A 15,173-nucleotide genomic window follows, 5' to 3' on the forward strand; every position below is an offset into this window, starting at 1 on the left:
GCGGATCCGGACCGTCCCGCCGAACGGACGGTGTCCGCTCCGGTGCGCATCGCGGATGCGGCCACGGTGCGGCTGCTGCGCCCCGGGGACAGGGTGGACGTCCTGGCGGCGCCGACCGACGGTTCTCCTGGGCCGGTGAGGACGCGGGTCGTGGCCCGGGGTGTACGGGTGGCCAGGGTTCCCGCCGCCGGACCGGCCGCCGGTTCCGGCGAGGAGGGTGCGCTCATCGTGCTCGCTGTGGGCCGCTCGACCGCCACCGAGCTGGTGGGGGCGTCGGTCACCTCACGCCTGGCGGTGACGCTGTGCTGATCTCGTGGCGCCTGGCGGTCCGCCTGAGCCGCCTTCCCGCACGCTTCTCGGCCCGGCGCCTGCACCGTTATTCGCATCACATCATCGAATCGTCACATTCACTTCCCCGGAATCGGGTGCGGTCCCGCATGCCGTCCGCCTACCCTCCCCTGAGCAGCGGAATTGGACATTCCGCACGAAGCACGGAAAGAGAGAGGCAGAAGCTTGCCCGAGGAGAAGAAGAGCGTCCTGGAGGGCTTCAAGGCCTTCCTGATGCGGGGCAACGTGATCGATCTGGCGGTCGCCGTCGTGATCGGCGCGGCTTTCACCGCTGTGGTGAACAGCGTGGTGAAGGGCGTGATCAACCCGCTGGTCGGTGCCTTTGGCACCAAGGACCTGGAGAAGTACCGGTCCTGCCTCAAGGGGCCGTGCCGGACGAACGACGCGGGCGACGTGGTCAGCGGCGTTCCGATCATGTGGGGCACGGTCCTCAGCGCGGTGCTCACGTTCCTGATCACCGCGGCCGTCGTGTACTTCCTGATGGTGCTGCCCATGTCCCGCTACCTGGCCCGGAAGGCGGCGCGGGACAAGAAGGCGGAAGAGGAGCACGCCGAGACGGAGGCCGCCGAGATCGCCCTTCTCCGGGAGATCCGCGACGCCCTGGTCGCCCAGCAGGGCAACGGCCGCACCGGTCCGGGTTCCGGCGCGAGCCCCGGCTCCCCGGCCGGCTCCGGCGCCTGATCCGGATCCGCGACCGCTACAGGTGGTGGGGCGGCTTCTCGTCGAGGAAGCGCGCGAGGTCGGCGGCGCCGTCGGCGCCACCCGGGGCCCGCTCGCCCCACCCCTGGTCCGTATCGTCCGAGGACTGCTGCGCGAGAGGGTCGTCGAAGACCAAGGCGCTCGCCGGATCGCGCGGGCCGGGGGCGGGGGCGGTACTCATACCTCCAGGTTACGGCTCTCCGCGCGGGTCTTCTCCGGCAGCCGACCGGGGAGTGCCACCAGCGCGCCCCGGGCCTGCTGAAGGCCTCGGGAGCGGCTCCTGCGGGAGGGCCGGGGACGCAGCGCCTCGTGCCACCACAGGTCCCGGCCCGGAGTCCACGGCACCGGGCGGGGAGCCCGGTGCACCACCAGGACGCTCCGCACCACGGTGCAGTCGGCCAGGGCCCGGTCCACCACCGTCTTGAGGGCTCGGGTCTCACCGGAGCGCTGGTCACCGTCGGCGGTGATGAGCACCGCCGCGTCCAGTTCCCGCAGCCGTTCCCGTAGTTCATGGGCGCGCAGTCCCATGGGGAGACTGCAGCGCACGGCATCGATCCGGCCGCAGGCGAGCGTCGCGATGACGGATTCGGGGATGAGCGGCAGATGGACGGCCACCCGGTCCCCGGCCCGCACCCCGAGCCGGGTCAGGGCCGTCGCCGCGCGAGCCGCCTGGTCCAGCAGTTCGCCGTGGGTCAGCTCCTCGGTGTGGTCCGGCTCGCTGATCCAGCGCAGCGCCACCCGTGAGGGCCGGCCGAGTGCCGACAGCTGTGCCGTCCGGGTGGTTGGAGCCACGCTGTTCCTCCTTCGGACGGGGTCGATCGACATGCCGACGAGCATGGCGGCCCGGCATCAACGTCTGCTCAACATCCGATATACGTCGCGCCCGGCAACGGAATACCCGATCATTCCCACAGAAGGAGACATATCGACCAGATCACGTCCGACCGACCTCTCACCCCAGTGGCGGTCCGCCGCCCGGCCGGCACCCGGCCGGACCGTCCGCGGACCGGGAACGGCACCCCCATGAGCGACCACCACGCCCCCGGCACCGGGCACGCCCGGCACGCCGCCCCGCTCCGCCGGATGGTCGCACGGGACCGTTCGGAGCCGCACCGGGCGGCCACCCCGCTGGAGCTCTTCTTCGACCTGTGCTTCGTGGTGGCCGTGGCACAGGCCGGCGTGGAACTGGTGCACGCGGTGGCCGAGGGCCATCCCGGCAGAGGAATCGCCGACTACGCGATGGTCTTCTTCGCCGTGTGGTGGGCCTGGATGAACTTCGTGTGGTTCGCCTCCGCCTACGACGTGGACGATGTGCCGTACCGGCTGGTGACGCTGGTGCAGATGGCAGGGGTGCTCGTCCTGGCCGCCGGTGTCCACCGGGCCGTGGAGCAACACGACTTCTCGGTCGTGTGGTTCGGCTACCTGGTGATGCGGGCGGCCATGATCAGCCAATGGCTCCGCGCCGCCCGCTGCTCCACCGGCGGGGAACGCCGTACCGCTGTGCGTTACGCGGCCGGGGTCGCCCTGTGCCAGGTCGGCTGGGTGGGGCTGCTCCTGCTTCCGGAGGGCGGAAGGGCCTGGCTGTTCCTGGTGATGGCGGCGGCGGAGATGTCCGTCCCGATGTGGGCGGAGTGGGCGCACCGGACGTCCTGGCACCCCCGGCACATCGCCGAGCGGTACGGGCTGTTCACCATCATCGTCCTCGGCGAGACGATCGCCGCGGCCACGGTGGCGGTGCGGTCCGCGCTGGACGAGTCGCATGCCCTGGACGAGTTGCTGCCGCTCGCGGCCGGCGGCCTGCTGATCGTCTTCGCCGCCTGGTGGATCTACTTCTCGGTCCCCATCCACGAGCACCTGGCGTTCACCGGGGAGGGATTCCTGTGGGGGTACGGCCACTATCTGATCTTCGGGTCGGCCGCCGCCATCGGCGCGGGGATCGAGGTGGCCGTGGAGGAGATGTCGGGGAAGGCGCACATCTCCACGACCACCGCGGCCGCCGCTGTCACGGTGCCCAGCGCCGTCTTCCTGTTCACCGTCTGGCTGCTGCACGCCCGCCACCACAAACGCGGTCGGGGGCAGCTGACCCTGCCCGTGTCGGCCGCGCTGGTCCTGTGCTGCACCTGGGCCGGGGAACCGGCGGTGCTCCTCGCGGGGCTGGTGTGCGCGGCGACCGTCGCGGTCGGCGTCGCGGTCACCGCCCGTCAGGCGCGCCGCGCGGCCCCGCCCGGCTGACCTACCGGTCCCCTCCGGTGGACCGGTCCACCGCCCGGCCCGCCGTCCGCCCGTCTGCCCGGTCCGCGGGCCGTCCTCCCGGTCCGCCGACTGACCGCCGGTCTCCCGGGAGGTATCGCGACGGGATGGCGGAAGGACCGGCCGGCTGGTGTGTGCAGGTCGGCGAGCAGGCGGCGTCCGGCCCGGCCCGTACGGCGGGGCCGCACACCGGGTGGGCACGAGCGGGTCCTGGGGAAGACGGCCGAGGCGCGGGGAACGGGGCGGGCCCGGGTGCTGCGGAAGTCGGCCAGGACGTGGGGAACGGGGCGGGCGGGTCCTGGGGGCGTACTCGGTGCGAGGTATGCGTCCGGGCGGCGGAGCGGCTTCCGCCGCCAGGGGGCGGCAGGGGCGGGGCGGGTGGCGGTAAGGAGTGCCGGCGGGGGTGGACGGCGGGGAGTGCGGTGGGTGGGCCCGAGCGAACAGGAGGGGACGGACGGATGGTGGAAGCGGCGGCCGGCAGCGGTCCCGCATGCGAGCAGCGGCGGTGGTTGCGGTGGGTGGGCCACATGGAGGGGCGAGGGGGCGGGCGGGACTGCTGGGCCGAAGTCGCCCCGGCCGTGCTACCCATGGGTGGCATGGACTCAGCCGATTCCCCGTCGTCCGCCTCCGTCCCCCGGCCCGGGGCCGATTCCGCCGGGGCCGGTGGCCCGGTGGGTGGTCCTGCCCCGGCGACCCCGGACCCGCGCGGTACACCGGCGCAGGCCGGTACGCCGGGCCCGGACGACGCGCCGTACCCGGGTGGTTCGGCCGTGCCCGGGCCGACGGACGGGCTCACCGACGTGGTGGGGCTGCGCGTCGGGCATGCCCAGCGCACCGGTGACGGCTGGCTCACCGGCACCACGGTCGTGCTCACTCCCGACAGCGGTGCGGTCGCCGCCGTGGACGTCCGGGGTGGTGGCCCCGGGACGCGGGAGACCGACGCGCTGGACCCACGGAACCTGGTGCAGCGGATCGACGCCGTGGTGCTGACCGGTGGCAGTGCGTTCGGGCTCGACGCGGCGGCGGGGGTCGCCGCCTGGCTGGAGGACCAGGAGCGCGGCTTCCCCATCGGCCCGGCGGCGTCGCAGGTGGTCCCGGTGGTCCCTGCAGCCGCCCTCTTCGACCTCGGTCGTGGTGGTGACTGGCGGGCCCGGCCGGATGCCGCGCTGGGCCGGGCAGCGGCCGAGGCCGCCTTCCGGTCCGAGCCGGACGCCCCGCTTCCCCGGGGCAACGTCGGAGCGGGCACCGGCGCGGTGGCGGGCGGGATCAAGGGAGGCATCGGCTCGGCGAGCCTGGTGCTGCCGTCCGGGGTCACGGTTGCGGCGCTGGTCGCCGTGAACGCGGCGGGCTCGGTCCTGGACCCGTCCACCGGCACCCTCTACGGGGCCGTGTTCCAGCCGGAGTACGGGGAGGAGAGGGGCGGCCTGCAGGTTCGCCCCCGCGCGGCGGCCCATGCCGAGGCCATGCGGCGGCTGCGGGAGGCCCGGGACGAGTCGCGGCGGCGCGCGGCGGCTTCGGCGCGCCCGCCGCTCAACACCACGCTCGCCGTGGTGGCCACCGATGCCGTGCTCAGCCGGGCGCAGGCCCAGAAGCTGGCGGGCACCGCGCACGACGGGCTGGCCCGGGCAGTACGCCCGGTACATCTGCTGACCGACGGCGACACGGTCTTCGCGCTGGCGACCGGAGTACGCCCGTTGCCCCCGGGGGCACAGGGGGCAACCGCCGGCCCACCGGCCACCTGGGACGTGGACGCCATGGCCGTGAACGAGGTGCTGGCCGCGGGCGCCGACGTGGTCACCCGCGCGGTACTGGACGCGGTACTCCGTGCAGAAAGCATCGACGGCCCGGGCGGGGTGTTCCCGGCCTACCGGGACCTCTACGAGCTCGACGCACGCACGGGGGCTGACCTCCCGGGCGGCGAACCCGGCTGAGGCGCGATCCGCGCGAGCCCGGCGGATCCGAAGGAGGGGACGACGCGGGGCCATGGCCTCCGGGCCCGGCCCGCCGCGGCGCTTCCCCCGGCTCAGGCGGGCTCCGGCACGGGCGTCGGCCCGGCGCGCGCCGCCCCTTGCCACAGCCCGTGCGCGGGGCCCCGCCCACGGGCGGCCCGGCCCGGTCCCGCCAACCACGGTCCCCTGCCAACGGCTGCCCGGCCCTCGTGGCGCCTCGCCCGCAGCGGCACCCACAGCGGCGCACACGGCGGGCCGGCTCTGAAGGGGCCCGCGCCCGCGGCGCGGGCGGATCGGCACGTACTCGCCTCGCCCACGGTCACACAGGCTGGGGCCCCACGCCCCGGCTTATGGCACGGGCGAGCACCGGCGCGGTGTCGGCTCCTGCGTGTACCCGGTCCTGTCCACGGACCTCGCGACCTCACGGGCCCGCCCCCGCTCTGGTGCGGGTGCCGGCGCTGCCGTGCACCCGGAGTCGTCGGCGACGGCCTCGCCGACCGGTTCCCACCAATGCCCGGCCGTGCCGGCAGCCTACGGTTCCGCCCGGGAAGGACGTCGCCTCACGGCGGCCCGGGCTCCGGAGGCCCCTTCCCGGACGGGCCCCGCCTTGAGAACGTCCCGGGCCCGGGAAGCCCCAAGGCTCGGGAAGTCCCGGGCAAGGCTCGGGAAGTCCAGGGCCCGGGACCTGGCCGGCGCCGGTCCCGGCGATCCGGCTGGGCAGACCCGGGCTCGGTGGGCGGGCTCGTTCCGGCGGCGGGCGCTCCGCTGCCGTGTCCACTCCGGGCGTGGTCGCCTCGGCCGAGGCCACGGCCGTAGCACCCGGGGAACGTGCGCCCGGATGGGGACGGAGGGCGCCGGTGGCAGGGGCCCGCAGTGCGACGTCCGAATGCCGCCGGAAGCCTCCCGGGCGCCGCACGAAGATCAAGTCATGTTCCCGGCGCCGCACGTTGGCGGCGCCGGCATCGCGCGGCGGGCCGTCCGGCGTCCGGAATCCGGTACGCCCGACCGACGCACGTGATCACATCCATGACTGGGGAGCGACGAAGATGACAGCACTTCTGGAGGGCAAGGCCGCTCTGGTGACCGGAGGCAGCCGCGGGATCGGAGCCGCCGCGGCTCTCCGGCTGGCCGAGGATGGCGCCGATGTCGCCGTGACGTACCACAGCGACGAGCGGGCGGCGGGCGAGATCGTCGAGCGGATCAAGGGCCTGGGACGCCGTGCCCTCGCCATTCGGGCGGACAACGCCGACGCCGAGGCGGTACGTGATGCGGTGGGCCGGACCGCCGCCGAGTTCGGTCGGCTCGACATCCTGGTGAACAACGCGGGCGTCGGTGTTCTCGGGCCGATAGGCGACATCGCGTCGGCGGACATCGACCGCGTGCTGGCGGTCAACGTCCGGGCGCCGTACCTCGCGGCCCAGGCGGCGGTGGAGCACCTGTCCGACGGCGGGCGCATCATCACCATCGGCAGCTGCATGGCCGAGCGTGTGGCCTTCCCCGGTGGCAGCCTGTACGCGATGAGCAAGAGCGCGATGGCCGGGCTGACCAAGGGGCTCGCGCGTGAGCTGGGGCCGCGCGGGATCACCGTCAACCTCGTGCACCCGGGGCCGGTGGACACGGACATGAACCCGGCCGACGGTGAGGGCGGGCCGGCACAGGCGGGGCTCACGGCGCTGGGACGCTTCGGGCGCCCCTCCGAGATCGCGGCGACCGTGGCGCACCTCGCGGGTCCCGGTGGCGACTACATCACCGGGGCCTCGATCGCGGTGGACGGCGGATTCGGGGTGTGACCCTGGCCGTGGGCCTCGGTCCGGCGACCGCCGCACCGGGAGCCCACGACCGCCGGGAGCCGCACCGGGCGGACGGCCCCGTGACAGGGCCGCCGGACGGCTCCCGGAAATCCGTGTGCCGGGACTGCTCCGGACGGGTGAGGAACGAGGGAAGGAGAGAGCCCCGGCGCTGGGGGGGGAGATGCGCCGGGGCTCGTTCTTGGGGTGTCCGGGCGGTGGGCCCGGATCAGGCGGCGGCATCGAAGCCGGTGTCGCGCGCCATCCTCTTCAGCTCCAGTAGAGCGTGCTTCTCGATCTGACGGATCCGCTCGCGGGTCAGACCGTGTTCCTTGCCGACCTCGGTCAGCGTACGCTCACGACCGTCATTGATACCGTAGCGCGCTTTGATGATCGACGCGGTACGTTCGTCGAGCCTTCCGATCAGATCTTCCAGTTCCTCGCTGCGCAGCAGGCTGAGGACCGACTGCTCCGGCGAGACCGCGGACGTGTCTTCCAGCAGGTCGCCGAACTGTGTCTCGCCCTCGTCGTCCACCGACATGTTGAGGCTGACCGGGTCACGCGCCCAGTCCAGTACGTCCGAAACCCGCTCGGTACTGGTGCCCAGCTCGGCGGCGATCTCCGCGTGCTCGGGCTCGCGCCCGTGCTCCCGGTTGTACTCCCGCTGCACCCGGCGGATGCGGCCCAGTTCCTCCACCAGGTGGACAGGGAGCCGGATGGTGCGGGACTGGTCGGCGATCGAGCGGGTGATGGCCTGACGGATCCACCAGGTGGCGTACGTGGAGAACTTGAAGCCCTTGGTGTAGTCGAACTTCTCCACGGCGCGCACCAGGCCGGCGTTGCCCTCCTGGATCAGGTCGAGCAGCGGCAGCCCGCTGCGCGGGTAGCGGCGGGCGACGGCCACCACCAGCCGGAGGTTGGAGCGGATGAAGATGTCCTTCGCCCGGGCCCCCTCGGCGGCTATCGCCTCCAGCTCGGCACGCGTCGCGCCCGCGCCGGCACCGGCCGTTCCTTCCGTCTCCTCGGCGACCGCCCCGTCCAGGATCTGCTGGGCGTACACCCCCGCCTCGATGGCCTGCGACAGCTCGACCTCCCTCGCCGCGTCGAGCAGCGGGGTCCGGGCGATCTCGTCCAGATACATGCCGACCAGGTCGCGGTCGGCGATCTCCCCGCCAGCGGCGCGAACACTGCTGCCCCCGTCAGCACCGGTGGTGCTGCTGGTCTGACGGCGGGCGACGGCACGGGTTGCCATGCGTGGTGCTCCCTTGCGATGAGTCGATCGGTCGCGGGACGGTGAACGGAACCTCCGGGGCTCTTCTCGGGTGCCCCGTCCGATGGAAACAACGACTGGAATCGGGACAGAATTCCCCACCTGTCCACCAGTTTTCGTGATCATGCAGTACCCTGTCCCGCCACACCCCGCGGCGCGCCTTCGACCGAGGGCAGGAAGCCCAGGTCAGGCCGGTTCGGAAGCCGGTCTGCGACGTCCGTGGACAGGCGGAACCACGACGCGGACGAGACGGCGGTCACGTCCGGCGCGGTCCCTCCAGCCCCGGACTACGCCGTCCGTGGCTGATCCTTCTGCCCCGTAGGACGTGGCTCACTCCCGTCGGGTTGCCCGGTCCGCCCGCCTTCCCGGACTCCGGCCCTCCGCCCTTCCCGGACTCCGGCCCTCCGCCCGTCCCGGACTCCGGTCCCCGCCTTCCCGGAAGTCCGTCCTCCGCCCGGTCGGGCACCCGGCGGGCACGCCGGGACGGGGCCCGCCCGCCGTCCCGCACCGCCCGGCCACCGCGCCGGCCCGCCACCGCGGTACCGCCTTCCTGCGGCCGGAGGCCCCTGTCCGCGCAAGGCCCACTCCCCGGCTCGCTCGCGGTCCGCCGTCCCGGGCCCCTCGCCCTGCGCCGTTACGGGCCCCTGGCGTCCGCCGCTCCGCGGGGCCCGCCGTCCCGCGCGCCGCACGGTCGCCCTCCTGATCGAGTTGCCCTCCTGCCCGGGCGGGTGTGACCTGGTTCGGAGGACGGCGGAAGGGGTTTGCCATGAACGCGCACATCAGTGCTCCGTCACGCCATCGCCAGCTGCCGGCCCACATCTCGCTCGCCACCGCGATGCCGGTGGTGCTCGGCCTCTGTTACGGGGCGTGGGTGGGCTGGGTGGAGCACAACGACGGCACCGAGCTGTTCCGGGCCCAGATGCACGGCCTGGCGGCGGCCGGCGTGCTGATGGCGCTCTGCTTCGCCGTCGCCGCGGTCCAGCACGTGCTCATCAACGAGCTGAAGGCCCTGATGTACGGCGCGGTGTTCGGGGCCGCGATGGGTTACGGCTACGACCTGACCGGCTCCACGATCCTCAAGGCGTCCCTGATGGGTCTGCTGTTCGGCGTCGTCATGGCGGTGGTGTCGTTCTACCTGTTCCACACCCACACCCCCGCCCGCAGCGCCTCGGACATCCGGACCGGGCGGCCGGTCCCGGTCATCGCCCGGGAGCCCCGGGGTGAGCTGCCCGAGCGGACCCGGGAGGCGCTGGCCGGCCGGGGCACCGAACCGCTGGGCGAGCAGATCGCGGACCCGGGAACGGGCCGCCGGGTGGACGACCCCGGTACCGGTTCCGGCCGGCCCATGGCGGGCCTTCGCCGGTGGCGCGGGAAGGGCAAGGGCCGCCACCGCAAGGAGTGACCGCGGGCACCGTGGGGTGACCGCGGCACCGTGCGACCGGGCCGCAGCGACCGGAGTCCTACGTCGGGCGGCCGGTCGCCCTCCGTCGCCGGGCCGTTCCCACCCCGCGACGTCGCGCCTAGCGTCGTCCCCATGAGTGACGACCGAGCCCGGCCGGCCCGCCGGGGCCTCCCCGCGACCTCCGCGGACCACGCCGCGACGGACCACCCCGCCACCTCCACCGGCCATGCCCCATCCACGGACCACCGCCACCTCGCGCCACACCCGGACGACACCGCGCCCCGCCGGGACCACGATCCGACCGGGCGGCTCGACGAGGCGCTGGAACGGCTCCACGCCCGCGGCCCCGAGCGCCTGGGCCGGCTGACCAACCACGCCCCGATGGCGGTGGAGGCGCTGGCGGCCCACGGGCACGCCGGCACCGTCCACCTCTGGCTGGACCGCTACGCGCCCAAGCTGGAGGACTTCCCCGGTACGACGGCCCCGGTCACCGACGACGACTGGCGGGCCGCACTGGGAGATCCGCGCCGGGCCGGCGACTGGATCGGCTACTTCACCCGCGCGGTCGCCGAACGCCCCTGGCGGGAGGTGCTCGCGCAGTGGTGGCCGCGGCTGCTGCCGGGCATCGCGGGCGGCTCCACCCATCCGGTGATCCGGGTGGGTCACGCCGTACGGACCCTGCTGGACGGCGAGGAGACGGCGCCGCGGCGCACCGAGCTGGCGCACGGACTCGGTTACTGGGCCGCCCGGCACCGCCCGCTGCCCGGCGCGCTCGCACCCGCCGGCCGGCTGGCGCCGGAGGAGGCGCTGTGGGCCCTGCCGGCGATCCCGGCCCGGCGCGGCGGAATGCCCGACCGGCTCGCCCAGCTCGACGACCTGCCCGCCTGGAGCGCGGGGACCGGGGCGCTCCGCCCGCCGGCCGGCCCGGAGGAGGCCCGGCGGTCACTCACCGCGCTGGTCGCCGCGGCGGTGCGACGGTACGCGGCCCAGGCGGAGGCGGAGCCGGTGATGCTGGTGCACGCCGCGACCGCGCCCAACGCCGTGCTCCGGACCCTCCCGGCGCTCCCCCGCGAGCTGTGGGTTCCCAGCCTGGGCGCGGCCTGGGCGGCGAGCGCCGCCGTCGTCTCCGCGTACGCCCCGGGGCCCGGTTCCGGCGGCCCGCCCGCCGGCTCCCCGGCCGCCGGTGCCCGCACCCGGGACGGTGGCCAGAAACGGCCGGGGGAGGCCGGGGCCGAGGGGCTCGCGGATGCCATGGCGGAGGCGTTCGCGCGGGCGGCGGTGCACGGCGACGAGCACACCATCAAGCTGACCGACACCGCGCTGGACGTCGCCCGGATGTCGGGCGACCCGGCCGCGCTGACCGCGGCGGCCCGTGCCCGGGAGCTGATCGACCCGCTGGACGGCGCGGGCTGACCGCCCGGGCGGCGGACGGCGCCGGGCCGCGCCCCGGACATCCCATCGCCGCACCGCGCGACGACCCGTGCCGGTGGCGCGTACGGGCCCCCTACGCACCACCGGCACGCACCGCCCGGCACGCACCCGCCCGGCACGGCCGGTCGCGGGAGCCGGTACGGCCCCGCACGCACCAGCCGTCGCGCGAAGCCCGTTCGGACGCCCGCTCGCCCCGCCCGCGCCACCGGCACCGCGGCAAGCGGCGCGCGCTCCGGCCGGGACGCCCGCGCCCGCCCGGGGCGGAGGACGCCCGGGTCGCCCGGGCCGGTCAGGACGCCCGGGTCGCGCCCGGATCGCCCACGCCGGCCCGGATCGCCCACGTCGGCCCGGTCGCCGCGTCGGCCTCCGGTCGGCCACGTCGGCCTCCGGTCGCCCGCGTCGGCCTGGCCGGGGCCACACCGGATGCCGTGGGCGGCGCCGGGCCCGCCGTCGGGCGCCCGGCGCGTCAGCCGAACTGCACGGAGCGCTTGGCCAGGCCCATCCAGAAGCCGTCGATCACGGTGCGCTGCCGCGCCAGGTCACCGTCGGCGGCGCCGAGGGTGACGAACAGCGGCGCGAAGTGCTCGGTGCGCGGGTGCGCCAGGCGGCCGGAGGGAGAGCGGTGCTCGAAGTCGATGAGCGCGTCCACGTCGCGGCTCTCCAGCGCCGACCGGCCCCAGTCGTCGAACTCGGCCGACCAGCCGGGCACGCCGGGGCCGGTGTGGCGGAGCGCGGCGAGGTTGTGGGTGAAGAACCCGCTGCCGACGATGAGTACGCCCTCGTCCCGGAGCGGGGCGAGCCGGCGGCCGATGTCCAGCAGCCGCCGCGGGTCCAGGGTCGGCATGGAGACCTGGAGGACCGGGATGTCGGCGGCCGGGAACATCTCCACGAGCGGCACGTACGCGCCGTGGTCCAGCCCCCGGTCGGGGATGTCGTGGACCGGGGTGCCGGGCGCGCGGAGGGTCTTCCGGACCCGCTCGGCGAGTTCGGGCGCCCCGGGCGCGGCGTACCGGACCCGGTAGTAGTGCTCCGGGAACCCCCAGAAGTCGTAGATCAGCGGCACGGTCCGGGTGGCGCCGAGGGCGAGCGGCGCCTCCTCCCAGTGCGCGGAGATCACCAGGATGGCGGTGGGGCGGGGCAGTTCGGCGGACCAGGCGGCGAGCTGCCCCGGCCAGACCGGGTCGTCGGCGAGCGGCGGCGCGCCGTGGCTGAGGTACAGGGCGGGCATCCTCCCGGCCGGCGTGGCGGCGGGCACGGGCACGGGCGCCGGACCTGGGCGGCGGGTGCCGGCGGTGTGCTGGGCTGCGGCGGACATGTGACCTCCCGGCCTCCTACCCCCCACGTACTTGAACTCTAAAGAAGCAACCTACACATATTTTGTTTAAACTTCAAGAAGCGCCTTCATAGACTGGGGAGTGTGGACGCCATGACGACCGAAACCGCAGATCAACCCCGCTGGCTCAGCGACGAGGAACAGCGCACCTGGCAGGCGTACCTGCACGCCACCACGCTGCTGGAGGACCACCTCGACCGCCAGCTGCAACGCGACGCGGGGATGCCGCACATCTATTACGGGCTGCTGGTGCTGCTCTCCCGCGCACCGCGGCGGCGGATGCGGATGACCGTACTGGCGCGGAACGCCAAGATCACGCGTTCCCGGCTGTCGCACGCCATCGCCCGGCTGGAGAAGAACGGCTGGGTACGCCGCGAGGAGTGTTCCTCGGACAAGCGCGGCCAGAACGCCGTCCTCACCGACGCGGGCTTCGAGGTGCTGCGGCAGGCCGCCCCCGGCCATGTCGCCGCGGTCCGCTCCGCGCTCTTCGACCGGCTCACCCCCGAGCAGGTCGCCCGGCTCGGCGAGATCTGCACCATCGTGGCCGAAGGGCTCCAGCCGGACGGCGCGGACCTGCCCTGGCTGCGCTGACCCGGTCGCCTCGCGGGGCGGACGGCAGCCGCGGTGACGCAGCGGACTCCAGCAGGCGGGGCCAGGGCGACAGGTCCCGCACGGAGCGGCGGTTCACCGGCGGTTCGCGTTCCACCGGGCCCCTGGCTCCTCACCCGGAGGGCGGTGGGACTCTCCCGGGGGATGCCCGCGCCGGCCGTGCAGCGCACCCCGGGCCACGCCCGGGGCCGCGGCGCACCCGGGCCCGCCGTCCCGCGCTGTCTCCCCTCCGCGGGGGAGCCGGCGGCGGGCTTTTCGCACGGGCCCGCGCCCGCCGGCCCGCGGCCCCCGCACGCGCCGGGCCCCGCCTCCGCGATCGCGGAGGCGGGGCCCGGCGCCTGTGGGGCGGTGATCAGTGAGCCATCACCGGCACCGGGATGTCCTGGTCCTGGTCGTCGCCGGAACCGGCGACGGTCTGGTTCATGTTCGGACGTCCGGCGTTGATGAAGACGGCGGCGATGATCGCGGAGACCACCAGGATGCCGACCGCCCACCAGATGGCGACGGTGTAGCCGTGCACCAGCGCCTCCATGTGCAGGCGCGGGTTGCCGGCGGCCCCGGCCAGGTGGGACCGGGCGTAGTCGGTGGTGGCGCTGGCCGCGATGGTGTTGAGCAGCGCGGTACCGATGGCGCCGCCCACCTGCTGGGAGGTGTTGACCATCGCCGAGGCCACGCCCGCGTCCTGGGCCTGGACGCCGTAGGTGGCCAGGCTCATGGCCGGCATGAAGGCGGTGCCCATGCCGAGGCCCAGCAGCAGGAACGCCGGCAGGATCAGCGCGGGGTAGGAGCTGTCCAGGTCTATCTGGCTGAGCATCGCCATGCCCACCGCACCGACCAGGAAGCCCGGGGCCATCAGCTTGCGCGGCGCCACCCGGACCATCAGCCGGGTGCCGATCTGCGTGGAACCGATGATCATGCCCGCGATCATGGGGAGGAAGGCCAGGCCGGTCTTGACCGGGCTGTACCCCTTGACGACCTGCATGTAGTAGGTGAGGAAGAGGAACAGGCCGAACATGCCGATGATGGCCAGGCCCAGCGACAGGTAGGCGCCGGCCCGGTTCCGCTCGGTGATTACGCGCAGCGGCAGCAGCGGCGCCTTGACCCGGGCCTCGACGACCACGAAGGCGGCCAGCAGGACCACGGAGGCGACGAACATCCCGATGGTGCCGCCGTCGGACCAGCCGTCGGACTCGGCGCGGGTGAAGCCGTAGACCAGCGCGACCAGGCCTGCGGTGGCCAGGATGACACCGGGTACGTCCAGCTTGGAGCTGTTACGGCTGCCGGCCGGCTCGCGGATGACGAGCACGGCACCGACCGCCGCCACGATGGCGAACGGGATGTTCACGTAGAAGGTCCAGCGCCAGTCCATGTACTGGGTGAGCACACCGCCCAGGATGAGACCGACGGCACCGCCACCACCGGCGATGGCGCCGAAGATGCCGAACGCCTTGGCCCGCTCACGGGGCTCGGTGAACATCACCGCGAGCAGCGAGAGCGCCGCGGGCGCCAGCAGCGCGCCGAACACACCCTGGAGGGCGCGGGCGCCGAGCAGCATCGCCTCGTTGACCGCGGCACCACCGAGGGCGGACGCTGCGGCGAAACCGGCGAGCCCGATCACGAAGGTCTGCTTGCGGCCCCACAGGTCCGCGATCCGACCACCGAAGAGGAGGAGGCTGCCGAAGGCGAGGGCGTAGGCCGTGATGACCCACTGCTTGTTGGATTCGGAGATGTCCAGCGCCGCCTGCGCGTGGGGCAGCGCGATGTTCACGATCGTCGCGTCGAGCACGACCATCAGCTGCGCCAGGGCGATGAAGATCAGTGCTGTCCAGCGCCGGGGATCAGCGGAGGGAGCCGTTTTCGGCATGGGTGGGCCTACCTCATGGTGCGGAGAGTGAAAATTCGGGACGGTCGATGGGCGTGCCGCGGCACGCCGAGGGCGCGCACGGGCGGACCGGGACACAGAGACCCGCGGGCGTGCGCCGTGAGCAGGGCGCACCGCGCGGTCGGCGGCGGTCGTCGGTCTCCCCGTCGGTGTGCGGCTCGGGCCGGCACACCCGGTGGGGCGCTGATCAGGTGTGGTGGTAGCTGGTGTCAG

At 74.3% G+C, this 15,173-nt stretch carries 13 protein-coding genes; 8 read left to right on the forward strand and 5 right to left on the reverse strand.

Annotated features, from left to right (window positions below; translation table 11 throughout):
* The first annotated feature begins 42 nt into the window (after positions 1–42).
* A complete protein-coding gene (locus IHE55_RS33510) occupies positions 43–309 on the forward strand; it encodes an RcpC/CpaB family pilus assembly protein (protein ID WP_307826606.1) in 267 nt (88 codons plus the stop codon).
* 204 nt (positions 310–513) lie between these two features.
* The gene (mscL, locus tag IHE55_RS10720) at positions 514–1,029 is read left to right on the forward strand and encodes a large conductance mechanosensitive channel protein MscL (RefSeq protein ID WP_197988813.1); all 516 of its coding nucleotides are present in this window, start codon (positions 514–516) and stop codon (positions 1,027–1,029) included.
* Positions 1,030–1,045: 16 nt separating this feature from the next.
* Here the strand turns inward: mscL and IHE55_RS10725 are convergent, their stop codons facing one another.
* The gene (locus IHE55_RS10725) at positions 1,046–1,228 is read right to left on the reverse strand and encodes a hypothetical protein (RefSeq protein WP_197988814.1); all 183 of its coding nucleotides are present in this window, start codon (positions 1,226–1,228) and stop codon (positions 1,046–1,048) included.
* On the reverse strand, positions 1,225–1,839 hold the full coding sequence (locus IHE55_RS10730) for an AMP-binding protein (RefSeq protein WP_307826607.1): 615 nt from the start codon (positions 1,837–1,839) through the stop codon (positions 1,225–1,227). The genes IHE55_RS10725 and IHE55_RS10730 overlap by 4 nt, the downstream gene beginning before the upstream one ends.
* A 231-nt stretch (positions 1,840–2,070) precedes the next feature.
* Between IHE55_RS10730 and IHE55_RS10735 the strand changes: the two genes are divergently transcribed.
* The 3 genes from IHE55_RS10735 to IHE55_RS10745 all read left to right on the forward strand — a co-directional run bounded on the left by IHE55_RS10735 (position 2,071) and on the right by IHE55_RS10745 (position 7,036).
* A complete protein-coding gene (locus tag IHE55_RS10735; protein ID WP_197988816.1) occupies positions 2,071–3,279 on the forward strand; it encodes a low temperature requirement protein A in 1,209 nt (402 codons plus the stop codon).
* A gap of 788 nt (positions 3,280–4,067) precedes the next feature.
* Positions 4,068–5,228: a P1 family peptidase gene (locus IHE55_RS10740; RefSeq protein ID WP_307826608.1), complete on the forward strand. Its 1,161-nt coding sequence runs from the start codon at positions 4,068–4,070 to the stop codon at positions 5,226–5,228.
* 1,064 nt (positions 5,229–6,292) lie between these two features.
* Positions 6,293–7,036, forward strand: coding sequence for an SDR family NAD(P)-dependent oxidoreductase (locus tag IHE55_RS10745; protein ID WP_197988818.1), 744 nt, complete (start codon positions 6,293–6,295; stop codon positions 7,034–7,036).
* Positions 7,037–7,262: 226 nt separating this feature from the next.
* On the opposite strand, the gene IHE55_RS10750 is transcribed toward IHE55_RS10745, so the two are convergent.
* Positions 7,263–8,285 carry a sigma-70 family RNA polymerase sigma factor gene (locus tag IHE55_RS10750; RefSeq protein WP_197988819.1) on the reverse strand — a complete coding sequence of 341 codons (1,023 nt, stop codon included), beginning with the start codon at positions 8,283–8,285 and terminating at the stop codon, positions 7,263–7,265.
* Positions 8,286–9,069: 784 nt separating this feature from the next.
* Between IHE55_RS10750 and IHE55_RS10755 the strand changes: the two genes are divergently transcribed.
* Both IHE55_RS10755 and IHE55_RS10760 read left to right on the forward strand, forming a co-directional pair.
* A complete protein-coding gene (locus tag IHE55_RS10755; RefSeq protein ID WP_197988820.1) occupies positions 9,070–9,705 on the forward strand; it encodes a hypothetical protein in 636 nt (211 codons plus the stop codon).
* Positions 9,706–9,837: 132 nt separating this feature from the next.
* A complete protein-coding gene (locus IHE55_RS10760) occupies positions 9,838–11,118 on the forward strand; it encodes a questin oxidase family protein (protein WP_197988821.1) in 1,281 nt (426 codons plus the stop codon).
* Between the two features lie 484 nt (positions 11,119–11,602).
* Here IHE55_RS10760 and IHE55_RS10765 read toward each other — a convergent pair whose 3' ends face one another.
* The gene (locus tag IHE55_RS10765; protein ID WP_232266192.1) at positions 11,603–12,364 is read right to left on the reverse strand and encodes a dioxygenase family protein; all 762 of its coding nucleotides are present in this window, start codon (positions 12,362–12,364) and stop codon (positions 11,603–11,605) included.
* A gap of 189 nt (positions 12,365–12,553) precedes the next feature.
* Between IHE55_RS10765 and IHE55_RS10770 the strand changes: the two genes are divergently transcribed.
* Complete coding sequence (locus IHE55_RS10770) at positions 12,554–13,060, forward strand: MarR family winged helix-turn-helix transcriptional regulator (protein WP_372442650.1); 507 nt, start codon at positions 12,554–12,556, stop codon at positions 13,058–13,060.
* Between the two features lie 370 nt (positions 13,061–13,430).
* On the opposite strand, the gene IHE55_RS10775 is transcribed toward IHE55_RS10770, so the two are convergent.
* Positions 13,431–14,942 (reverse strand): MFS transporter, encoded by a 1,512-nt coding sequence (locus tag IHE55_RS10775; RefSeq protein ID WP_197988824.1) that lies wholly within the window; start codon positions 14,940–14,942, stop codon positions 13,431–13,433.
* Positions 14,943–15,173 lie beyond the last annotated feature (231 nt).

Origin of the sequence: Streptomyces pactum (assembly GCF_016031615.1) — a bacterium.
In the GTDB taxonomy this organism is placed as follows: Bacteria; Actinomycetota; Actinomycetes; order Streptomycetales; family Streptomycetaceae; genus Streptomyces; species Streptomyces pactus.